General features: G+C 72.4%; 21 protein-coding genes. 10 read left to right on the top strand and 11 right to left on the bottom strand.

The annotated features are described in order from the left end of the window. Positions 1 to 117 precede the first annotated feature (117 nt). Positions 118 to 672, bottom strand: a complete 555-nt coding sequence (locus ACFVX6_RS02410; RefSeq protein ID WP_389687120.1) for a flavin reductase family protein — start codon at positions 670 to 672, stop codon at positions 118 to 120. Between the two features lie 180 nt (positions 673 to 852). Next, entirely contained in the window at positions 853 to 1212 is a 360-nt protein-coding gene (locus ACFVX6_RS02405) for a TlpA family protein disulfide reductase (protein WP_389687118.1), read from the bottom strand. Positions 1213 to 1459: 247 nt separating this feature from the next. On the opposite strand from ACFVX6_RS02405, the gene ACFVX6_RS02400 reads away from it, so the two are divergent. After that, entirely contained in the window at positions 1460 to 2182 is a 723-nt protein-coding gene (locus ACFVX6_RS02400; RefSeq protein WP_266959746.1) for a 1-acyl-sn-glycerol-3-phosphate acyltransferase, read from the top strand. Between the two features lie 82 nt (positions 2183 to 2264). Here the strand turns inward: ACFVX6_RS02400 and ACFVX6_RS02395 are convergent, their stop codons facing one another. After that, positions 2265 to 3485 carry an alginate lyase family protein gene (locus ACFVX6_RS02395; RefSeq protein ID WP_389687115.1) on the bottom strand — a complete coding sequence of 407 codons (1221 nt, stop codon included), beginning with the start codon at positions 3483 to 3485 and terminating at the stop codon, positions 2265 to 2267. 259 nt (positions 3486 to 3744) lie between these two features. On the opposite strand from ACFVX6_RS02395, the gene ACFVX6_RS02390 reads away from it, so the two are divergent. After that, positions 3745 to 5088 (top strand): MFS transporter, encoded by a 1344-nt coding sequence (locus ACFVX6_RS02390; protein ID WP_389687113.1) that lies wholly within the window; start codon positions 3745 to 3747, stop codon positions 5086 to 5088. Here the strand turns inward: ACFVX6_RS02390 and ACFVX6_RS02385 are convergent. From ACFVX6_RS02385 to ACFVX6_RS02360, 6 genes are all read right to left on the bottom strand, one after another. Next, positions 5024 to 5623 (bottom strand): transglutaminase family protein, encoded by a 600-nt coding sequence (locus ACFVX6_RS02385; RefSeq protein WP_389687111.1) that lies wholly within the window; start codon positions 5621 to 5623, stop codon positions 5024 to 5026. The genes ACFVX6_RS02390 and ACFVX6_RS02385 overlap by 65 nt on opposite strands. 63 nt (positions 5624 to 5686) lie before the next feature. Next, positions 5687 to 6775 carry a threonine aldolase family protein gene (locus tag ACFVX6_RS02380; RefSeq protein WP_389687109.1) on the bottom strand — a complete coding sequence of 363 codons (1089 nt, stop codon included), beginning with the start codon at positions 6773 to 6775 and terminating at the stop codon, positions 5687 to 5689. Between the two features lie 11 nt (positions 6776 to 6786). Next, positions 6787 to 7548 carry an SDR family NAD(P)-dependent oxidoreductase gene (locus ACFVX6_RS02375; protein WP_389687107.1) on the bottom strand — a complete coding sequence of 254 codons (762 nt, stop codon included), beginning with the start codon at positions 7546 to 7548 and terminating at the stop codon, positions 6787 to 6789. 26 nt (positions 7549 to 7574) lie between these two features. Then, entirely contained in the window at positions 7575 to 8990 is a 1416-nt protein-coding gene (locus ACFVX6_RS02370; RefSeq protein ID WP_389687105.1) for a DUF6421 family protein, read from the bottom strand. Between the two features lie 81 nt (positions 8991 to 9071). Continuing rightward, positions 9072 to 9497 carry an alpha/beta hydrolase fold domain-containing protein gene (locus ACFVX6_RS02365; protein WP_389687103.1) on the bottom strand — a complete coding sequence of 142 codons (426 nt, stop codon included), beginning with the start codon at positions 9495 to 9497 and terminating at the stop codon, positions 9072 to 9074. A 387-nt stretch (positions 9498 to 9884) separates the two neighbouring features. Next, positions 9885 to 11012, bottom strand: coding sequence for an LLM class flavin-dependent oxidoreductase (locus ACFVX6_RS02360; protein WP_389687101.1), 1128 nt, complete (start codon positions 11010 to 11012; stop codon positions 9885 to 9887). Positions 11013 to 11061: 49 nt separating this feature from the next. Between ACFVX6_RS02360 and ACFVX6_RS02355 the strand changes: the two genes are divergently transcribed. Beyond that, positions 11062 to 11676 carry a helix-turn-helix transcriptional regulator gene (locus ACFVX6_RS02355; RefSeq protein ID WP_389687099.1) on the top strand — a complete coding sequence of 205 codons (615 nt, stop codon included), beginning with the start codon at positions 11062 to 11064 and terminating at the stop codon, positions 11674 to 11676. 192 nt (positions 11677 to 11868) lie between these two features. Beyond that, entirely contained in the window at positions 11869 to 12561 is a 693-nt protein-coding gene (locus tag ACFVX6_RS02350; RefSeq protein WP_389687097.1) for a glycerophosphodiester phosphodiesterase, read from the top strand. 97 nt (positions 12562 to 12658) lie between these two features. Here the strand turns inward: ACFVX6_RS02350 and ACFVX6_RS02345 are convergent, their stop codons facing one another. Continuing rightward, positions 12659 to 13198: a GNAT family N-acetyltransferase gene (locus ACFVX6_RS02345; protein ID WP_389687095.1), complete on the bottom strand. Its 540-nt coding sequence runs from the start codon at positions 13196 to 13198 to the stop codon at positions 12659 to 12661. Positions 13199 to 13332: 134 nt separating this feature from the next. Between ACFVX6_RS02345 and ACFVX6_RS02340 the strand changes: the two genes are divergently transcribed. From ACFVX6_RS02340 to ACFVX6_RS02325, 4 genes are all read left to right on the top strand, one after another. Then, positions 13333 to 13893 carry a DUF5134 domain-containing protein gene (locus ACFVX6_RS02340; protein WP_389687093.1) on the top strand — a complete coding sequence of 187 codons (561 nt, stop codon included), beginning with the start codon at positions 13333 to 13335 and terminating at the stop codon, positions 13891 to 13893. Between the two features lie 84 nt (positions 13894 to 13977). Continuing rightward, positions 13978 to 14916, top strand: coding sequence for a M56 family metallopeptidase (locus ACFVX6_RS02335; protein ID WP_389687091.1), 939 nt, complete (start codon positions 13978 to 13980; stop codon positions 14914 to 14916). A 104-nt stretch (positions 14917 to 15020) separates the two neighbouring features. After that, positions 15021 to 15773, top strand: coding sequence for a phosphatase PAP2 family protein (locus ACFVX6_RS02330; RefSeq protein WP_389687089.1), 753 nt, complete (start codon positions 15021 to 15023; stop codon positions 15771 to 15773). Between the two features lie 37 nt (positions 15774 to 15810). Then, complete coding sequence (locus tag ACFVX6_RS02325; protein WP_389687087.1) at positions 15811 to 16455, top strand: TetR/AcrR family transcriptional regulator; 645 nt, start codon at positions 15811 to 15813, stop codon at positions 16453 to 16455. Here ACFVX6_RS02325 and ACFVX6_RS02320 read toward each other — a convergent pair. Then, positions 16446 to 17936: an LVIVD repeat-containing protein gene (locus ACFVX6_RS02320; protein WP_389687085.1), complete on the bottom strand. Its 1491-nt coding sequence runs from the start codon at positions 17934 to 17936 to the stop codon at positions 16446 to 16448. The two genes, ACFVX6_RS02325 and ACFVX6_RS02320, sit on opposite strands and share 10 nt — an antisense overlap. Positions 17937 to 18012: 76 nt before the next feature. On the opposite strand from ACFVX6_RS02320, the gene ACFVX6_RS02315 reads away from it, so the two are divergent. Continuing rightward, the gene (locus tag ACFVX6_RS02315) at positions 18013 to 18666 is read left to right on the top strand and encodes a DUF305 domain-containing protein (protein WP_389687083.1); all 654 of its coding nucleotides are present in this window, start codon (positions 18013 to 18015) and stop codon (positions 18664 to 18666) included. Between the two features lie 52 nt (positions 18667 to 18718). Next, a complete protein-coding gene (locus ACFVX6_RS02310) occupies positions 18719 to 20074 on the top strand; it encodes an FAD-dependent oxidoreductase (protein WP_389687081.1) in 1356 nt (451 codons plus the stop codon). Positions 20075 to 20094: the final 20 nt, after the last annotated feature.

The following is a 20094-nucleotide window of genomic DNA, read 5'->3' as shown; positions in this document are numbered from 1 at the left end:
CGGCCCGCGCCCCGTCAGGAATGTTACTCGTCAGTACACAGCGGGTTCCGCCAGGTTGCAAGGCCGGTGAACTGTGATCTGGCCAACGCCGGCGGAACCGGCCCCAGCAGGGACGATTCAGTCCCTCAACGCGTTGAAGCGCCCCTGGTGGTACAGCAGCGGACGGCCCTCTCCGGCCGGATCCCCCACGGGGTCCCCCGCCGGGTCCCCGGCGACCGCCTCCGCGATGATCACCCGGTGCTCGCCGGCCGGAACCCGCGCCACGACCCGGCACACCAGCCAGGCCAGGACGCCGCCCAGGACCGGAACCCCGTGCGGGCCGGGCGCCCAGTCGGTGGCCGGCCCGAACCGGTCGGCCCCGTTGCGGGCGAACAGGCCGGCCAACTCCCCCTGGTGCTCGCCGAGTATGTGGACCCCGAGGTGCTCGGAGTCCCGTATCGCGGGCCAGCTGGAGGACCCGGTGCCGATGGTGAACGACAGCAGCGGGGGGTCCGCCGAGACGGAGTTGAGGGAGGTCGCGGTGAAACCCGCCGGCCGGCCACCGCTCTCGGCCGTGATCACGGCGACGCCCGCGGCGTGCCGGCGGAACACCGAGCGCAGCAGCGCGGGCGATCCGGGCAGGCCGGCGCCGGCCCGTGGGGACGGAACAGTCGGAGCCGTCGGAGCCGTCATCAGGAGGTGCCCCGTCCGTAAAGCAGGAGTTCATACCGCATATCGCAAGCCTGGCGATCTCTCGTGTACACAGTCAAGCCTCAACGGGCAGATGTAGGGCGCGTCACGCTGCGTGCGGACGCGTGCACCGGCTCACCGGACGCCCCCGGCGCCCGCGGCCGGGCGAGTTCCGCGCCCGCGTCACACGGCGGCGCCCAGGGCGGCGATCACGTCCGCCTTGCGCGGCATCCCGGCGGCCCGCCGTACGATCCGGCCGGCCGCGTCCAGGACCAGTACGGTCGGGGTCTTCTCGATGCCCAGGGCCCGTACGAGGTCCAGGTTCTTCTCGGCGTCGATCTCGATGTGCCGGACACCCCCGACCATGGCCGCCACCTCGTCCAGGATCCGCCGGGTGGCCCGGCAGGGCTGGCAGAAGGCGCTGGAGAACTGCACGAGCGTGGCCCGCTCCCCCGGCTCGGCTCCCAGTTCGGCGATGCCCAGCCTGCCGTCGCCCGCGCCCGCGGCCTCGCCCGCACCCTCGTCCCGCTCGCCTGCGCGCACCCGCGCCCCCGTCTCCGCCGTCGCCTGGCCCGTACGGGCACTCGTCCATCATCCCGGTACGGTCGTACGTTGATCGGAGCGCCCCGCGGACCCCCCGCATTCCCGGCGTGACGAGAATCTCGCCGGGCACGGGCGTCTGGGCTGGCCTGCGGCTCCCGTATGGGGCACGATCCCCATGGCCGCGTACCTACGCTGCCGTAACTTCGGGCCGGGAGCACCTCCAGGCAGAAAGCGGGGTCTCCCCACCATGGCTGAGCTCGTCTACCCCCCGGTTATCGGTGCCGCGCACACCCTCTTCCGTGCGCTCGACGTCCGCATCGACATGAAGGGCACCGAGAACATCCCGCGCAAGGGCGGGGCCGTTCTGGTGTCGAACCACATCGGCTACCTCGACTTCATCTTCGCCGGGCTGACCGCGCGCCCGCAGAAGCGGCTCGTCCGCTTCATGGCGAAGGAGTCGGTGTTCCGGCACAAGGTGTCCGGTCCGCTGATGCGCGCGATGAAGCACATCCCGGTGGACCGCGCCCAGGGTGAGACGGCCTACCAGCACGCGCTCGACTCGCTGCGCTCCGGCGAGATCATCGGCGTGTTCCCGGAGGCGACGATCTCCCAGTCCTTCACGCTCAAGAGCTTCAAGTCCGGTGCCGCGCGCATGGCCCAAGAAGCCGGTGTCCCGCTTATCCCGGTGGCGCTGTGGGGGACGCAGCGGATGTGGACCAAGGGCCGTCCCAAGGACCTCAAGCGCAGCCACATCCCGGTGACGATGCGGGTGGGCGAGCCGCTGGAGGCGCCCGCCGACCAGTACGCCGGGGCCATCACGCGCCGGCTGCGCGAGCGGGTGCAGGAGCTGCTGGACGCCGCCCAGGCCGCCTACCCGGCCAAGCCCAAGGGCGCCGAGGACTCCTGGTGGCTGCCGGCCCACCTCGGCGGCACCGCGCCGACCCCGGCGCAGGTCAAGGAAGCCGGCTGAGGCCTGCCGAGACCTGCCGAGCCTTACGGCAGACCGCGGCCCCGCCCATCGGGTGGGGCCGCGGTCCTGCGTCGGGGTGGCGTCAGCTCGGGTTCTCCGCGTGGGTCAGCGTCTCCCACGCCTCGAAGTGGTTCTCGGTTCCGGCCGGGCGGCGGCCCTCGGTGAGCCGGCGGGTGTTCTCCATCGTGACGCCGAGCCGGGTGTGCAGGGCGTTGTAGCCGACCTCGGTCGCCGGACCCAGACCCTTGGTCAGGCTCCCGCCGCACAGCCACGAGGGCACGGCCTCGCCGAGTTCGTACGTGGCGTGGAAGCCCAGCGCGTGGCGGAAGCGGTCCTTGAACTCCGGGTACAGGTCGCGCCCTTGGATGCGCGAGGTCTCGGCCACGTGCATGGCCGCCGCGATGCCCATGCCGGTGTGGCCGAAGTCCCGGCAGGTCTCCTGCGCCAGACCGTCCACGAAGGTGCTCTGGCCGTGCCAGTAGTCGATCAGCTCGCTCCTGGTGTCGATCGTGGAGCGCGGCGGGTACGCGGGCTGCGGCCCGTCGGAGGCCAGGTAGAAGTAGGCGGGCACCCGGCCGAGGTAGACCGCCAGCGCCTTGTCGTAGCTCGCGCGGTCGTCGAGGTGGACGGAGATGCCGACGGCGGCGTCCATCATGATCAGTTCCCAGTTGCCGTTGCTGTTCGGCCTCCCGCCGATCACCTCGGGCAGGTAGACCTCGCGCAGCATCGTGGCGAAGCGCCCCTGGTTGGGCCAGCCGCCGGTGTAGGTGTGCTTGACGATCTCCGCGGCGCGCGGCCAGGTGGAGCCCGCCCAGCCGCTCTGCAGCGGGGCGTTGCTGTTGGTGTGGTCCTTGATCCGCGCGGACCAGGCGTCCATCAGCTCGATCGACTTCTTCGCGTACCGGGTGTCGCGGGTGATGTACCAGGCGAGCGCGTCGGTGTACGCGGCTATGGCGTCCTCCCGCTCGTCGGTGCAGCCGAGGTTGGGGTTGGAGTAGGAGCCGCATTCGACGATCTCGCGCGGCTTGGGCGTCCGGGACAGCGACCCGTACCGGCTCGCGAGCATGTCGTCGAACGCCGCTTTCCACGGCTGCTGCCCGGCCTGCACCTTGGCCCGTACGAAGTCCAACTGGGCGCGGCTGTTCAGGACTCCGGGATGGGCGAAGGCCGTGGGGGCGACGGCGAGTACGGCAGGGGTGACGGGGGTCTCGGGGGTGACGGCGGCGGAGGTGGGGGCGAGGGTCAGCGCCGCGACCAGGCCGAGGGCCGCGGCGAGCAGCCCGGCGGGGACTCCGTAACGCATGAAGCGCCTTCCGGTCGGAGGTCGGAGATCGGAGGTGGGGGGTCCTTCGGTGGGGTCCTTCGGTGGGGTTCTTCGGTGGGGTTCTTCGTGGGTCCGTGGGGGGAGCCGTGCGGCCGAAGATACTCATGCGCACGCCAAGCTGACAACGATGTCAGACAGGAAAGTTTCCTATTGACTGAAAACCGCGATCCTTTCGCACTACACCCGTATGGCGTAATCTCGCACCCCTCTGCCACGTCACCTGGCGAAAGGGGCCGGGATGCCGGGGCTCGGACGGTACTTGGCCGCCGCACTGGCGGCGCGCTTCGCCTCCGAGGGAATGGGCATGGCCGTCGTGCTGCTCGCCCTCGAGCGGACCGGGAGCGCCGCCCACGGCGCATTCGTCCTGACCGCCTGGCTGGCCCCGCACGTGCTGGCGGCTCCCCTCGCGGGCGCCGCCGCGGCCAGGTCGCGTCGGCCCCGCCTCTTCCACGTGGGCGCCCTGGCCGGATTCACCACGGCCGTGGCGGCACTGGCGTTCCTGCTCGGGCGAGCTCCGACGCCTGTGGTGCTCGCCGTGGCGGTGCTCGGCGGCTCCTGCGGGCCGATGGTGACGGGCGGGCTGTCGAGCCTGGTGGCGGGGCTGGTCCCGCCCGGTCCCGCGCGGGACCGGGCGTACGGCTGGGACGCGTCGACCTACAACGGCGCCGCGGTCACCGCTCCGGCGGCCGTCAGCCTGGTCGCGGCCTTCGGCTCGGCCGGGCCGGCGATGGCCCTCCTCGCGACCTCCGGCGCACTGGCCGCGGCCCTGGCGGCGACCCTCCCCTACGCGAACCCCGGCCGGAGGCCCGCCCCCGGCGCACCCCGGGCCGGACTGGGTTCCGGACTGGCCGCCCTGTGGCGGGTCCGGGAGCTGCGGGCCGTCACCTCGGCCACGACCCTGGCCTTCGTGGGCATCGGGGCGCTCACCACCACCGCGGTGCTCCTGGCCACCACGCTCGGCAGCCCGGGCGGCGGCGGGGTGCTCATGACCGCCTTCGCCCTGGGCGCCCTGACCGGCTCCCTGACCCTGGGCCGGATCACGTCCGTGCCGCCGGGCCGGCTGGCCCGCTGGGCCATGGCGGCGACCGGAGTGGCGCTGACGGCGGCCGCGTTCACCCCGTCCGTCACCCTCACCGCGGTGGCGTTCGCGGCCGCCGGGGTGTGCGACGGCCCGCTGCTGACGGCCACCCTGCGCATCCGCTCGGAGTACGCCCCCGAGGAGGCCCGGACCCAGGTGTTCACCCTCGGCGCCGGACTGAAGGTGACGGCCGCGTCGACGGGCGCCGCGCTCGTGGGGCTCGCCGCCGCCGCACCGCCGTGGATCCTGGTGCTCGCGATCGCCGCCCTGCAACTGGCCGCGGCCCTGCTGCACACCGCGGTGGCGGCGCACGGCCCCGCCCGGCGCGCGGCCCCGGGCTCGGCCGCCGCCTCCGGCTCGGCGGGCGCCGAGCCGCTGACCACGGGGCCGTCGACCACAGGCCCGTCGGCTACAGGCCCGTCGAGTACAGGCCCGTCGGCTACAGGCCCGTCGGCAGGTTCCGCCACAACTGCGGCCGGTCCGCGGACTCCTGGAGCGCCTTGAGCGTGGCCGGGTGCGCAGCCGCGTACAGCCCGGGATAGTCGATCTCGCCGAGCTCCGGGCGGACGGGGAAGGCGAGTTGTTCGCGGTCCAGGGTGAACTGGGCGTCCACACCCGGCTTGTTGCCCCGGGGGTCCACCCGGGACCAGTCCTCGCTGCCGGGCAGGCGCAGCGCGACGAGGCCGTGGAGGGCGAGGTTCGATCCGTCGTCGTCGCCCAGGAGCTGGTAGCAGAGGCCGGCCGGGATGCCCCGGGCGCGCAGCAGTGCGGTCAGCGCGTGGGCCTTGGCGTAGCAGATCCCGTTGCGCGTCTCGAGGACGTCGGAGGCGCGCCACGCGACGCGGTCGTCGCCGGAGTCGGCGGAGTGCGGGATGGTGTCACGGACGAACTCGAAGGCCGCTTTGGCGTATGAATATGCATCACCGGTGGCGGTCCACAGGGCGTCGGCGGTCTCTTCGACCAGCGGATGGCCGTGATCGACCGCGTCATCGGCGGCCAGATAGACGGCAATGTCAGTATGCTCCTGGATCAATTCCATGATCCAGGAGCATACTCATGCATCGCTCTGCATGCCTATAAATTTACGGCGTGGCTAGCGTGGCTAGCGCGCCAGCTCTTCCTTGAGGGCCTGGAGGAAGCCGTCCACGTCCTCCTCCTGGGTGTCATAGCTGCACATCCACCGGACGTCGCCCGCGATCTCGTCCCAGAAGTAGAAGCGGTAGCGCTCCTGCAGCCGCCGCGTGACCTCGTGCGGGAGCCGCGCGAACACGGCGTTCGCCTGCACCGGGTAGAGGATCTCCACCCCGTCGGTCTCGCGCACCCCGGCCGCCAGCCGCTGGGCCATCGCATTGGCGTGGCGGGCGTTGCGCAGCCACAGGTCCTTCGCGAGGAGCGCTTCGAGCTGCACCGACACGAAACGCATCTTGGAGGCGAGCTGCATCGACATCTTGCGGATGTGCTTCATCTGCCGGACGGAGTCCGGGTTCAGCACGACGACGGCCTCGCCGGCCATCATCCCGTTCTTGGTGCCGCCGTAGGACAGCACGTCCACGCCGACCGCGTTGGTGAAGCTGCGCATCGGCACGTCGAGCGAGGCCGCGGCGTTGGCTATCCGGGCGCCGTCGAGGTGGACCTTCATCCCCTTGGCGTGCGCGTGCTCGCAGATGGCGCGGACCTCGTCCACGGTGTAGACCGTGCCGAGCTCGGTGTTCTGGGTGATCGAGACGACCTGCGGCATCGCCCGGTGCTCGTCCTCCCAGCCCCAGGCCTGCCGGTCGATGAGCTCGGGGGTGAGCTTGCCGTCCGGGGTGGGGACGGTGAGCAGCTTGAGGCCCGCCATCCGCTCGGGCGCACCGCCCTCGTCGACGTTGATGTGCGCCGACTCGGCGCAGATCACCGCGCCCCAGCGGTCGGTGAGCGCCTGCAGGGCGGTCACGTTGGCGCCGGTGCCGTTGAAGACCGGGTAGGCCTCGGCGTGCGGGCCGAAGTGGCCGCGGAAGACCTGCTGGAGGTGCTCGGTGTACTCGTCGTCGCCGTACGAGACCTGGTGGCCCCCGTTGGCGAGCGCGACGGCCGCGAGGATCTCCGGGTGCACCCCGGCGTAGTTGTCGCTCGCGAAACCGCGCACCGCCGGGTCGTGGTGCCGGCGGGCGTCGGTCTTCGCCGCGGACTTGCGTATCGCGGTCTTCACGACACCGGTCTTCACGGTTGGGGGGTGAGCCACAGGCGCTGTCCGTTCACATCGGTGGCGGGCCGCTCCCAGACGCCGGCGATGGCCTCGGCCAGCTCCTTGACGTCGGTGAAGCCCGCGAACTTCGCAGTGGGACGCTCGGCGCGCATCGCGTCGTGCACCAATGCCTTGATCACCAGGATCGCAGCCGCGGCGCCCGGACCGTCCTCGCCACCCGCCTTGCGGAAGGAATCCGCCATCGCGAGCGTCCAAGCCTCGGCCGCCGCCTTGCCCGCGTTGTACGCGGCGTTGTTGGCGACCGGCTTGTGCGCACCGGACTGGCTGACCAGGACGTAGCGGCCGCGGTCGCTGCGCAGCAGCCCGTCGTGGAAGGCGAGCGAGGTGTGCTGGACCGTGCGGATGAGGAGCTTCTCCAGGAAGGCCCAGTCCGCGAGGTCGGTGTCCGTGAAGGTGGTGCTGCCGCGCCAGCCGCCGACGAGGTGGACCAGGCCGTCGATGCGGCCGAACTCCTTCTCGGTCTGCTCGGCCCAGGCCTTGGTGGCGTCCAGGTCGAGCAGGTCGACGGTGTCACCGGTGATGGTGGCGCCGCCGTGGGCGTAGCGCGCCGCGTCCACCGCCTCCGCGAGTCGGGCCGCGTCGGCGTCGGAGGCGACGACGGTGGCGCCCGCCTCGGCGAGGCGGAGCAGGGTGGCGCGGCCGGCGGGCCCGCCGGCTCCCGCCACTGCCACTACCGCCCCGTGGAGCTTCCCGTTCCCGTTACCGGAACCGTTCATCTGTGCAGCCTCCTGTGGGCGAGTGCTCACGCGGCGACCCGCGCGGCGGTCTCGCGGTCCGCGGCGTTCCCTGCCGTGATGCCCTTGGTCGAGGCGATCACGCCCTTGAGCTTCTTGGCCAGGGCCTCATAGAACATGCTCAGCGGAAACTCGTCCGGAAGCACGTCGTCCACGAGCTTGCGCGGCGGCTGCGTCAGGTCCAGGGCGTCGGGGCCCTTGGCCCACTTGGATCCCGGGTGGGGGGCGAGGTACTCGGCGACCAGGTCGTACGCCTTGAACCAGTGGACGAGCTTCGGGCGGTCGATGCCGGCCCGGTAAAGGCCCTCGATCTCGGCACACAGCTGGTTGGTGACCTGCGGGGCGCGCATCCAGTCGATCTTCAGCTTGTTGTCCGTCCAGCGCACGACGTCGTGCTTGTGGAGGTACGCGAAGAGGAGCTGGCCGCCGAGGCCATCGTAGTTCCGGGTGCGGTCGCCGGACACCGGGAAGCGGAACATCCGGTCGAAGAGGACGGCGTACTGCACGTCGCGGCCGTGCTCGTTGCCCTCGGACTCCAGCTTCACGGCCTCCTTGAAGGCGGTGAGGTCGCAGCGCAGCTCCTCCAGGCCGTACATCCAGAACGGCTGGCGCTGCTTGATCATGAAGGGGTCGAACGGCAGGTCGCCGTGGCTGTGGGTGCGGTCGTGGACCATGTCCCACAGGACGAAGGCCTTCTCGCAGCGCTCCTGGTCCTCGACCATCCGGGCGATGTCCTCGGGCAGCTCGATGCCCAGGATGTCCACGGCGGCCTCGGTGACCTTGCGGTAGCGGGCGGCCTCGCGGTCGCAGAAGATGCCGCCCCAGGTGAAGCGCTCGGGGGCCTCGCGCACCGCGATGGTCTCCGGGAAGAGCACGGCGGAGTGCGTGTCGTAGCCCGGGGTGAAGTCCTCGAAGGTGATGCCGAGGAAGAGCGGGTTGTCGTACCGGGTGCGCTCCAGCTCGGAGAGCCACTCGGGCCACACCATCTTCAGCACGACGGCTTCGAGGTTGCGGTCCGGGTTGCCGTTCTGCGTGTACATCGGGAAGACCACGAGGTGCTGCAGCCCGTCGGCGCGCTCGGCGGCCGGTGCGAAGGCCAGCAGGGAGTCGAGGAAGTCGGGCACGCCGAAGCCGCCGTCGGCCCACTTGCGCAGGTCGCCGATGAGGGCACGGTGGTACGCGGCGCCGTGCGGGAGCAGCGGCGACAGCGCCTCGATGCCCTCGATCACGCGCTCGACCGCGGCCGGGGCGGCGATGCGGGCGTGGTGCCCCTCGCGCTCGAAGTCGATGGAGCCGTCGGCCGACTGCCAGGGCCGGATCTCCTCCACGGCGGCCTTGAGCTCGGGCCACGCCGGGTGGTCGACCACCCGTACACCAGCGGCTATCACGGCACCGCCGATGCCCGGCACAAGAGTTTCCGTCATGTCACTTCCTCCACAGGAGAACCTCACGTCGGCACAGCGTAAACGGGTGAGGCTCTCCCACTCAAGAGGAGATCCGGGAAATTATCCTGCATCACCCCCGGTTTCACCGGAAGTCTTCCCGTTCTTGCGCATGGAGTCGATGACTTCGCCCAGTCGTGCCAAGGCCTGACGGGCCTCGGGGAGCACTCCGGCCAGCGCGAGGAGCCCGTGGAACATCCCGGGGTGCAGGTCAAGGGCCGAACGGACCCCGGCCCCGAGCAGCCGGTGGTGGTACGCCACCCCCGCGTCCCGCAGCGGATCGCAGCCGGCGAGCACCACGTACGCGGGCGGCAGCCCGCGCGGGTCACCGGCGAGCGGGGAGGCCGGCGGACGGCCGCCGTCGCCGCCGGGGCCGAGGTGCTGCTCCCAGAACCAGCGCAGGTGCGCCGCGGTCAGGAAGTACCCCTCGGCGTTGCTCCGGTAGGACCCGGTGTCCCGGGCGGCGTCCAGGCACGGGTAGATCAGCACCTGGAGCGCGACGGCGGGCCCGCGCGGTGGCGTCGTAGCTGTCGAGGTCGCCCAGGACCCAGCCGCCGCCGTGGCAGGACACCACCGTCGGCCGGGACCCCGGCCACCGCTCCGGGTCGGGGTGGTAGACGCGCACGGGGACCGGCGGCGCCCCGGTCGACCCGGGGACCTCCCGGTCCTCCACGGCGCCCACGACGGCCGGCAGGGCCGTCGCGGGAACGGCGGCGAGGATCCGGCGGGCCTCGTCGGCATCGGTGACCCGCCCCCCGAGGTCGGGGAAGGGGGAGGCCGGCGCGTCGGCGTGGGGACGGGTGGCGGGATCGAGCCGGTCACCCCTCCCGTCGGCCGCAGCAGCCCCAGCAGTCACGTCCGTCACGGCGGCGGCCCCTACGCCCGCTGGTTCGCGAAGTGCGGGATGACCTTCTCGCCCCACTGCCGCAGGGTCTCCAGGCAGGCCTCCTGCGGCACGGTGCCCATCTGGATCAGACACATGATCTCGTCGGCCCCCGCCTCCCGCAGCCGCTCCACGTACGCGATCGCCTCGTCGGCGCTCCCGTAGGCGTGGTCCGCGTTGAAGGTGGCCGTGGCGGTGGGCCGCACCGGGATGTCCTGCTCGTGCAGCCGGGCCACCACCTGCTCGGCCGCCCTGCGCATCTCCGCCCCCTCGTCGGCGCCCGCGACCACCGCCTCGTCCGGCACCCCCGCCCCGCCGTACCAGTGGCCGATGGACTGCGCGAAGAACCGCTGCCCCCGGATCCCGATCCGGCGGGCCTCCTCGGGGTCGTCGAGCACGATCGTCGGGCAGAGCACCGAGAAGTGGTCGTTGACGGCCGTCGAGACGAAGCGGTCGCCGTCCCGGCCGGCGATCGCGGCGTCGTAGACCGAGCGCATCCCCGCGATGGACTCGGGCCCGGCGAATCCCATCACCAGCGCCCCCACGCCCAGTTCCGCGGCCTGCACCAGGGTCTCGGCCCGGCTGCACGCGAGGAAAAGCGGCGGATGGGGCCGCTGGCTCGGCCGCGGCAGGATGGGGTGCGGATCGATGTCGATGAGCTCCCCGTGGTACTCCAGCTCCTCCTCCTGCCAGGCCTTCCCGATGATCCGCAGCGCCTCCTCCACCTCCGCCGTGGTGCGGTCCTTGTCCACCCCGCACAGCGAGGTCTCCTGCACGGTGCCGCCCCGCCCGGCCCCGAGGTCGACCCGCCCGCCGGACAGCAGGTCGAGCATCGCGGCCCGCTCGGCGACCCGGACGGGGTGGTTGAAGGCGAAGGGCATGCACACGACTCCGTGCCCGATGCGTATGGTGTTGGTCCGGGCCGCCACCCAGGTCAGGAAGATCTCGGGGGCGCTCATGTGGGCGTACCACTTCAAGGAGTGGTGCTCCACGGCCCAGATCCGGTCGAACCCCATCTGCTCGGCGAGCACCGCCTGCTCGACGCAGTCCCGGATGACTTGGTGCTCCCGTTCCACGGTCGGGTCGGCGAGCTGAGCTTCGAAGATCACGGAGAATTTCACGATGCCTCCAGGGTTGCGTCCCGTACCCGGTCTCACTTCTATTCGAAATATGACTAGTAGTCAGACGTCGAAGAAGCAAGAGCTCCCACCGACCGCGTGGGCGGTTCTCGGCCTGCTCTCCTTCCCCGGGGAGCGGACCGGCTACGAGCTGAAGAAGTGGGCGGACTCCTCGCTGCGCTTCTTCTACTGGTCCCCGGCCATCAGCCAGATCTACGCCGAACTGCGCCGCCTGGAGGAGCTCGGCTACGCGGCCTCCGTGCGCTCGGGGCCCGAAGAGGCGCGGGCCAAGCGCCGTTACGGCATCACCCCCGCCGGGCGCGAGGCGCTGGCCGGCTGGGCCTCCGACGTCGCCGAGGCGGGCCCCCCGGTGCTCAAGCACGGTCTGCTGCTGCGGGTCTGGCTCGGGCACCTGGCCGAGCCGGAGCGGCTGCGCGACATGGTGACGGAGCATCTGGAGCGCACCACCGAGGAGTTGGCCTCCGTACGGGAGGCCATGGCGCACGCGGCCGCCGAGCCGGACTGGGCGTTCCCGGTCCTCGCCCTGCGCTGGAGCGAGCGCCAGCACCTGGCCGAACTGGAGCTGACCCGGGCGCTGCTGGCGGACCTCGAGGGGCTGGGCGGGCAGGAACGTCAAGCCGGTGGGGACGCGCCCACCACCGGGTGACCACGCGGGCCGCGCCGGGGGCTCCCCGGCCCCCGGCAAGCCCGTCGGGAGGCGGCCCGACGGCGTTGCGGAGCCCCCGCAAAGGCGGTTTCATCGCATGCGGGGCGCACTAGCATGCGCCTCACATCGCGCGCGGCCGGTCGGGACACCGCGACCGCGCGGGGAGCCGCCGTCGACGGAAGCGAGAGAACCTTGACTTTCCTCACCATCGGGCACCGCGGGGTCATGGGTGTCGAACCGGAGAACACCTTGCGCTCGTTCGTCCGCGCGGAACGTTCCGGCATGGACGTCGTCGCGCTGGACGTGCGGCTCAGCAAGGACGGCGCCCTCGTCGTCCTGCACGACGCCGAGGTGGACCGGACCACCGACGGTTCGGGAGCCGTGGCCGATCTGACCCTGGCCGAACTGCGCGAGCTGGACGCCGGGGACGGCGAGCACGTGCCGGTCCTGGACGAGGTCGTCGACGCGGTCCGCGCCCCGCTCCGGATCCAGGTCCACGACCTCGCCGCCGTCGGCGCCTTCGCGGATCTGCTGGTGCGCCGCGATCTGACCGGCCGGGTGGAAGTGGCGTCCTTCCGCGACGAGGTGCTCGTGGAGGCGGCCCGGCTGGTGCCGGGCGTACGGACCGTGCTCTACGCGAACCAGACCCCGGCGGACGCCGGGGAGGTCGTCGCCCGGGCCGCCCTGGCGGGCGCGGAGACGGTGGCGCTCAACATCGGCCACCTCACCCTGCACACCGTGGAGGCGGCGCACGAGGCCGGACTGCGCGTGACGGGGTGGACGGTCAACACCCTGGCGCGGCTGCGGCTGGCGCGGGCCCTCGAACTCGACGGCGTGCTCACCGACTTCCCCGAGATCCGCTCCACGGGCCGCTTCACCGCCTGAGGCCGCGCACGGCGGACGGCGGGTCGGCGGACTGCGGGTCGGGGCCGGCGGATGGACCTGCGGGCACCACCCCGCCCCGCCCCGTCCGCCCCCGCGACTACAGCGTCTTGACCAGCAACTCGAAGGCCAGGTCGTCGCGGAGCGGAACGCCGAACCGCTCGTCCCCGTAGGGGAAGGGGCTCATCTCGCCGGTGCGCTCGTAACCGCGGCGCACGTAGAAGGCGATGAGCTCCTCCCGTACGGTGATCACGGTCATCCGCATCTCCTTGGCCGTCCACTGCTCGCGGGCGCGGCGCTCCGCCTCCAGCATCACCGCCTTGCCCAGCCCGCCGCCCTGCTGACCGGGGCGGACCGCGAACATGCCGAAGTAGACGTGATCACCGCGGTGTTCGAGGTGGCAGCAGGACACGATCTCTCCGGCGCGCTCCGCCACGAGGAACATGCCCTCGGGGTGCGCGACCTTCCAGGCCACGTCCTCGGCGTCGGTCCGCTGTCCGTCCAGGAAGTCCGCCTCGGTGGTCCAGCCCCCACGGCTCGCGTCTCCGCGGTACGCCGATTCCACGAGCGCCACGAGCGCCGGGATGTCCGCCTCCACGGCACTGCGGTAGGTCAAGGCGTGGGGGGCGGCGCTCGGCATCGAGGGCTCCGTTCTGCGCGAGGTCTGCGACGTGCATCGTCCGGTGGTCACACAGAGCCTAACCTCGCCCGGCGTGATGGCCGTGTGAAGGGGGCATCTCTTCCGGTGAAGCCGACGAACCGGGAGGTTCTGCCGTGCACGGTCCCGCCACGTCCCTCTCCACCTCCGTCTCCGCCTGGCTCCTCGTCCTGCTCTGCGCGGTGAGCGGGGCGTACTGTCTGCGGCGCGCGGGGAGAGCCGGCGGCGGACCGGCGGCCGGGGAGGCGGCGATGGGGTTCGGCATGGCCCTGATGGCGGTGCCGCTGCGGCTGGGCGGCGGCTGGCAGGCGCCCGTGCTGGGCGCGGTCTTCTGCGGGGCGGCGCTGCACGCACTGTGGCTGCTGCGCGGCGGCCCGCACCACGCGCACCATCTGGTGGGCTCGCTGACCATGGTCTACATGACGCTGGCCGCCGGTACGGGCGCGGGCGCCGCATCGGGGTCCGTCGGCCACGCCCACGTGCAGGGATCCGGGCTGCCGCTGCTCACCGGCCTGCTGCTCCTCTACTACGCCGGGTACGTGGTGCTGGGCGGCGCCCGGCTGGTCACCGTCGGCGCGGCGGGGGCCGGCGGAGCGCCCGCCGGACCGGCGGAAGTGATCCGGGCCTGCCGACTGGCCATGGGAATGGGGATGTTGGCGATGCTGCTCACGATGTGAGGCCGCGGACGGGCAAACGTGTCCTGCATCACCCTTGGCCCGGACCATACCCGCAGGTAGTCGCACGCTCCTAGGCTGAGGCCCATGATGGTCCCCGCCGTTCTCCTGCTGCTCGGCGCCCTGACCGCGGTGCTCGCACCCCGCCTGCTGGCCCGGGCCCAATGGCCCGAGCGCGAACCCGTCGTGGCCCTGTGGGTGTGGCAGTGCGTGGTCGGCGCCGTGCTGCTGTGCTTCGCGCTGTCGATGCTGCTGAGCGCGGCCGCCGCCTGGCAGGCCGTGCGGGGCAGGCTGTTCGCCCCGGCTCCGCACGGCGTGGTCGACGCCTACGCGCTGGACGCATCGGGCGGGCTCTGGGCCGCGGGCACCGCCGTCGCGCTGGCGGGCGGCGGGCTGTGGACCGGAGCGATGCTGGCCCGGGAGATCCTGCGGGCCCGCGCCCGGCGGCGTGCACAGGGCGCCGAACTGCTGCTGCGGGCCCCGCTGTTGCCCGGCGAGCAGGCCACCGGGGCGCGGCTCGTGGTCCTCGAGGGGCGGCGGCCCGACAGCTGGTGGCTGCCGGGTCCGGTCCCGCAGCTGGTGGTCACGACGGCGGCGCTGGGCAGGCTCAAGGGGAGTCAGCTGGACGCCGTACTGGCCCACGAGCAGGGGCACGCGGCGGCCCGGCACGACTGGCTGCTGCACTGCTCGCGGGCGCTGTCCGGGGGGTTCCCCCAGGTCCCGGTCTTCGCCGCGTTCGAGGCGCAGATGCACCGGCTGGTGGAGCTGGCGGCCGATGACGTGGCCTCGCGCCGGTACGGGCGCCTGACCACGGCCCTGGCCCTGATCGGCCTGAACGAGGACCGCGGGGTCTTCGGCCCGTCCCCCGCGCCGCACGCGCACGTCCCCGAACGGGTCCGGCGGCTGCTGGCGGCCGCGCCGCGCCTGTCGGCCGTGCGCCGGATGCGGCTGACGGCCCTGGCGATGCTGGCTCCGGCGGTGCCGGTGCTGGTGGCCTTCGGACCGGGACTCAGCGCGCTGACCTAGGGCCTGTCGTCGAACTCCCGTCGTCGCCCGAAGGGTGGCCGCCGGGGATCGCGGGGCGGCCGCCCTTACCGGGCATCGACGCCGTCGGGTGCGAGGATCGGCGGATGCGGAACGCTCACGTACGGTTGCCGACCCCACGGGCGTGCGCGCCGTTCGCCGCGGCGATCGTGGCGCTCGCGTCGATCGCACTGACGGTCCTGGTGGCCACCGGCTGGGCTCCGCTGCTGTCCTTCGACGGCCGGATCGCGCGGGCCCTGCACTCCTACGCCGTCGCCCGTCCCGGGGTCACCCGGATGGTGCGGGTGCTCAGCGACTGGGTCTGGGACCCGTGGACGATGCGGGCCCTGGCCGGCGCGACCTGCCTGTGGCTGTGGTGGCGGGGCAGCGGCCGGTGCGCGCTGCGGATCGCCCTGGCCACCCTCGCGGCCTCGGTGGTGAGTCAGGGGCTGAAGGTCTGGGTGGGGCGGGAGCGGCCGGTATGGCCGGATCCGGTCGTCTCCGCGGACTACGCCGCCTATCCGTCGGGGCACGCCATGACGGCGATGGTGGTCTGCGGCTTGCTCGTGCGGCTGGTTGCACGCGGGCCGTCTCGGCCGTTTTCCGACCGGTCCTCCCGCCGGCTCTCCCAACCGCTCTCCCGCCCGCCCGCGCGGTCACTCGCGGCCGTGGCGCTGCTCCTGGCCGCGGTTTCGGTCCTCGGGGTCGGCTTCACCCGGATCTACCTGGGCGTCCACTGGTTCTCGGACGTCTTGGCGGGCTGGCTGCTCGGTGCGGTGATCGTGGCGTTCGCGGTCTGGGACGGTGCCTGCTCTGGGCGATCCCCCGTGTCGCCCAGAGCAGGCGGTCCGGCGCGCTGAGTATACTGGCCGCGAGCCAGTCAACGCAGGAGCAAGCATGTCCCCGCGCAGCGCATCGGTCAATGAAGAATTGCGCAGGCGTTCCCGGCAACGGCTGCTGCACGCCACGGTCGAGCTCGTCGCGGAGCGCGGCTTCGAGGCCACCACCCTCGGCGACATCGCCGACCGGGCGGGAGCCGCCCGCGGTCTGGTGTCCTACTACTTCCCGGGCAAGCGCCAGCTCCTGCAGTCCGCCGTGCACCGGCTGATGCACCTCACGCTGGAAGCGGCGCTGGAGCGGGAGCCCCGGCCCGTCGGACCCGACGCCGGCAGGGAGCTCCTTGCCCGGGCCATCGACGCGATCCTCGGGCTGGCCATGGACCAGCCCCGGCTGATGCGGACCCATATGGCGGGGATCCTGCAGGCGGAGGGTTTCGTCCAGTGCGCCGAGCAGCAGCGGCTCGCGGAGCTGCTGCGCGACACCGTCATCCGGTACGGATCGGCGGAGGTGGACACCGACTATCCGCTGTTGCGGGCGCTGCTGATGGGCGCGGTGGTGGCGGTGCTGCTGCCGGGCGCGCCGATGCCGGCTGCCCGGCTGCGGGCCGAGTTGTTCCAGCGCTACGGGCTGGACTGGGAGTTGGGTGTTCCGCCGGACGGTGGGCCGCCCGGCGGAACGTTTCCCTCTCCGCGTCAGCGGTAGTCGGGCTGGGTCTGCACGTTGAGCCGGTCCAGCCGCACCCACTTGGCACTGTCGGTGCGCCAGTCGTCGAGCCGCAGCACGTCGAGGCCCTTGACGATGTCGTTCGAGTAGATGTGCCCGTTGTAGTAGTACGCGGACCAGGAGCCGCCGAGGCCGAGCTTGTCGGTGGTCAGCGGGCCCCGCTCGAAGTAGGCGATCTCCTTCGGGCTGGTGGAATCGGTGAACTCCCAGACGGAGATGCCGCCCTGGTACCAGGCCTGGACCATGATGTCGCGGCCGCCGCCGACCGGGATCAGCGAGCCGTTGTGGGCCACGCAGTTCTCGGTGTCGGCCTGCAGGCGGGGCATCTTGAAGTAGCTCTTGAAGACGAGCTTGCGCTGGTCGCCGCGGCCGGTGATCTCGTAGATGCCGTCGGCTCCCCGGGTGGGGCCGGTGGCCTCGTTGCAGGTGGCGCCGCCACCGCCGCCCAGCTCGTCGGTGAACACCACCTTGTTCGCCCGCTCGTTGAAGGTGGCCGAGTGCCAGAACGCGAAGTTGACGTTGTCCTGGACCCGGTCGATGACGCGCGGTTCTTCAGGCTTGCTGATGTCGAAGAGGATGCCGTCGCCCATGCAGGCGCCCGCGGCGAGGCCCTTGGAGGGCAGCACGGTGATGTCGTGGCAGCCGGTCGTCTTGGAGACGCCCGGGTTGGTGGGCCCGCCCGGGTTGCCGCCGTCCGGGAAGAGGATCGGGAAGGCCACGACCGCGGCCTGCGTCGGGTTCTTCCTGGGGACCTTCACGACCGAGATGCCGTCGTGCGGCGGCTTGCAGTCGGGGAAGGCGTCGTTCGGGTTGTACGAGGAGACGTAGAGGTAGGCGTCCCTGCCGCCCGGCACCAGCGTGTGGGTGTGCGAGCCGCACGGCGTCTCGACGGACTTGATGTACTTGGGGTTCTTCTTGTCCTTGATGTCGAAGATCTTGATGCCCTCCCACGAGGACTTCTCCGTGGCGGGCTGCGAGACGCTGCTGCAGGAGTCGTCGCTGCGCGAGGAGTCGGTGGACAGGAAGAGCAGGTCGCCGTCGACCGAGATGTCGTTCTGCCCGCCGGGGCAGAGCACTTCGGTGATCTTCTTCGGCGCCTTGGGGTTGCCGATGTCATAGATCACGAAGCCGTTGTAGTTGCCCGCGTAGGCGTACTTGCCCTGGAATGCCATGTCGGAGTTGATCTGGTTCGGATCGGTGCTCGGGATGTTGGCCAGGGCTTTGATGTTGCGGCTGTGGACGATCTCGTCCTGGCCGGGGATCTCGCCGGGTGCCAACTCCCGTCCCGCGCCGGCCGCGGTGGCGGCGCTCTGCGGCGCACCCGCGCCCGGGAGCAGGTCTCCCGGATCCGGGGTGGCGGCCGCGGGTCCGGCCGCCAATAACGTGGTGAGGAGTCCGGCCGCGGCTGCGGCCACTCCCAGGGATCTGCGCCGCGCTCTGCTGGTGTGCATCGAGGTCACTGTGCCCTCCCATGGGTCCGATCGGTTCCGCCCGTGGTGGGAACGGAACGCGGACCCCGGCAGTATGGTCCTTTGCATGGACATGGCGAAAGTCTCACTCGGGCGAATCGTCGGAGCGGCCCTGACCCTCGGGCTCCTGCTCCCCCTGGCCGGCTGCCGGGACGACGGCGGCACGGACGGCGCGGCGGACGGCAAGCCGGCGGTGATCGCCCCCGGCAAACCCGGCGAGAAGGCGCGCACCATCTCCCCCGAACAGGCGGCCGAGGAGCTGCCCGACGACACCCCCAACTCGGCGGACCGAGCGTACGTGCGGAACATGATCGAACACCACGGGCAGGCCCTGACCATGAGTGCGCTGGCCCCCGACCGGGCCTCCGCCGAGGGGGTCAAGCGGCTCGCCGAGCGCATCGCGGCCGCGCAGAAGCCCGAGATCGGCGCGATGGAGGGGTGGGCGGCCCGCAACCCGGCGCCCGGCGCCGCCCCGGGAGGCCACGACCACGCGGCGATGCCCGGCATGGCCACCGAGCAGCAGCTCAAGGAGCTGACCGCGGCCAGGGGGCCGGAGTTCGACCGGCTCTTCCTCACCCTGATGACAGCCCACCACGAGGGCGCCCTGAAGATGACCGGCGAGGTCCTGGCCGCCGGCAACAACGCCGCCGTGGAGGAGATGGCCAACGAGGTGGCGGCCACGCAGAGCGCCGAGATCCACCGGATGCGCGCGATGGGCTGACGGCCCCGGCACCCGGTGTCATGCTGGGAACACCTGCGGGAGGAGCTCCGCCGTGCTTCGTATCGCCGTCGTCGGATCGGGCCCCAGCGGGGTCTACGCCGCACAGACACTCGTACAACAGCGTGAGGTGCCGGGGATCCGGGTCGACGTGCTCGACCGGCTGCCGGCTCCGTACGGGCTCGTGCGCTACGGGGTGGCCCCCGACCACGAGAAGATCAAGTCCCTGCAGGGAAGCCTGCGCACCGTGCTGGAGGACGAGCGGATCCGCTTCCTCGGGAACGTCGAGGTCGGCGGGGACGCCCTGCCCACCGCCCGGCTCCTGGAGCTGTACCACGCGGTGGTCTACTGCGTCGGCGCGGCAAGGGACCGGATGCTCGGCATCCCCGGCGAGGACCTCGTCGGGGTGCATTCCGCCACGGCCTTCGTCTCCTGGTACAGCGGCCATCCGGACGCCGCGGCCGAGGCCTTCGGGCTGCCCGGGGTGGACTCGGCGATCGTGGTCGGCGCCGGGAACGTGGCGGTCGACGTCACGCGGATCCTGGCCCGGGGCGTACCGGAGCTGGCCCCCACCGACATGCCGCAGCCGGCCCTGGGGGCGCTCGGCGCCAGCGGGGTGCGCGCGGTCCACATGGTGGCCCGGCGCGGGCCCTCCCAGGGCAAGTTCACCACCAAGGAGCTGCGCGAGCTGGGCACGCTACCGGGCGTGGACACCCTGGCCGACCCGGCGGAACTGGCCCTCGACCCGGCGTACGCGGACCCGGGCGCGGCCCTGCCCGCCGTGAACCGGCGCAACGTGGAGGTGCTGCGCGGCTGGGCGGCGGCTCCGGCGAGCGGCGGGGACCGGCGGATCGCGCTGCGGTTCTTCCTGCGCCCGGTGGAGGTGCTCGGCGGCCCGGACGGCCGGGTCACCGGGATGCGGTTCGAGCGGACGGCCCCCGACGGCCTGGGCGGGGTCACCGGTACGGGGGTCTACGAGGACGTCCCGGCGCAGTTGGTCCTGCGCTCGGTGGGCTACCAGGGCGTCCCGCTGGACGGGCTGCCCTTCGACGAGCGGCGCGGTACGGTCCCGCACGCGGCGGGCCGGGTGCTCCGGGAGGGCCGCGCCTCCGTCGGCGAATACGTGGCGGGCTGGATCAAGCGCGGCCCGACCGGGGTCATCGGCACCAACCGGCCCTGCGCGAAGGAGACGGCCTCCTCCCTGCTCCAGGACGCGGGGGCACTGGCCCGGCGCGAACGGGAGCGGGACCCGCTGGAGGCCCTGCAGGAGGCCGGGCTGCGACCCGTCCGGTGGCCCGGGTGGCTGGCCATCGAGACGGCGGAGGCGGAACTGGGGCGGTCCCTGGGCCGGCGCTCCGTCAAGATCCCGGACTGGGAGGGCCTGCTGGCGGCGGCGGGCGGCACCGACTGACCCGCCGAGTCGGGGTCCGC

It is taken from the genome of Streptomyces sp. NPDC058289 (genome assembly GCF_042880975.1).
Classification (GTDB): Bacteria; Actinomycetota; Actinomycetes; order Streptomycetales; family Streptomycetaceae; genus Streptomyces; species Streptomyces stoeckheimensis.
Note: the sequence above shows the minus strand (reverse complement) of the source record. Positions and strands in the feature narration are given on the sequence as shown.

Bases quoted from the DNA above. Each gene is read 5' to 3' on its own strand.
- ACFVX6_RS02410 (WP_389687120.1), bottom strand. From the start codon at position 672: ATGACGGCTCCGACGGCTCCGACTGTTCCGTCCCCACGGGCCGGCGCC.
- ACFVX6_RS02385 (WP_389687111.1), bottom strand. From the start codon at position 5,623: ATGGAATTGATCCAGGAGCATACTGACATTGCCGTCTATCTGGCCGCC.
- ACFVX6_RS02315 (WP_389687083.1), top strand. From the start codon at position 18,013: ATGGACATGGCGAAAGTCTCACTCGGGCGAATCGTCGGAGCGGCCCTG.
- ACFVX6_RS02355 (WP_389687099.1), top strand. From the start codon at position 11,062: ATGACTAGTAGTCAGACGTCGAAGAAGCAAGAGCTCCCACCGACCGCG.
- ACFVX6_RS02370 (WP_389687105.1), bottom strand. From the start codon at position 8,990: ATGACGGAAACTCTTGTGCCGGGCATCGGCGGTGCCGTGATAGCCGCT.
- ACFVX6_RS02335 (WP_389687091.1), top strand. From the start codon at position 13,978: ATGATGGTCCCCGCCGTTCTCCTGCTGCTCGGCGCCCTGACCGCGGTG.
- ACFVX6_RS02345 (WP_389687095.1), bottom strand. From the start codon at position 13,198: ATGCCGAGCGCCGCCCCCCACGCCTTGACCTACCGCAGTGCCGTGGAG.
- ACFVX6_RS02400 (WP_266959746.1), top strand. From the start codon at position 1,460: ATGGCTGAGCTCGTCTACCCCCCGGTTATCGGTGCCGCGCACACCCTC.
- ACFVX6_RS02330 (WP_389687089.1), top strand. From the start codon at position 15,021: ATGCGGAACGCTCACGTACGGTTGCCGACCCCACGGGCGTGCGCGCCG.
- ACFVX6_RS02395 (WP_389687115.1), bottom strand. From the start codon at position 3,485: ATGCGTTACGGAGTCCCCGCCGGGCTGCTCGCCGCGGCCCTCGGCCTG.
- ACFVX6_RS02390 (WP_389687113.1), top strand. From the start codon at position 3,745: ATGCCGGGGCTCGGACGGTACTTGGCCGCCGCACTGGCGGCGCGCTTC.
- ACFVX6_RS02325 (WP_389687087.1), top strand. From the start codon at position 15,811: ATGTCCCCGCGCAGCGCATCGGTCAATGAAGAATTGCGCAGGCGTTCC.
- ACFVX6_RS02375 (WP_389687107.1), bottom strand. From the start codon at position 7,548: ATGAACGGTTCCGGTAACGGGAACGGGAAGCTCCACGGGGCGGTAGTG.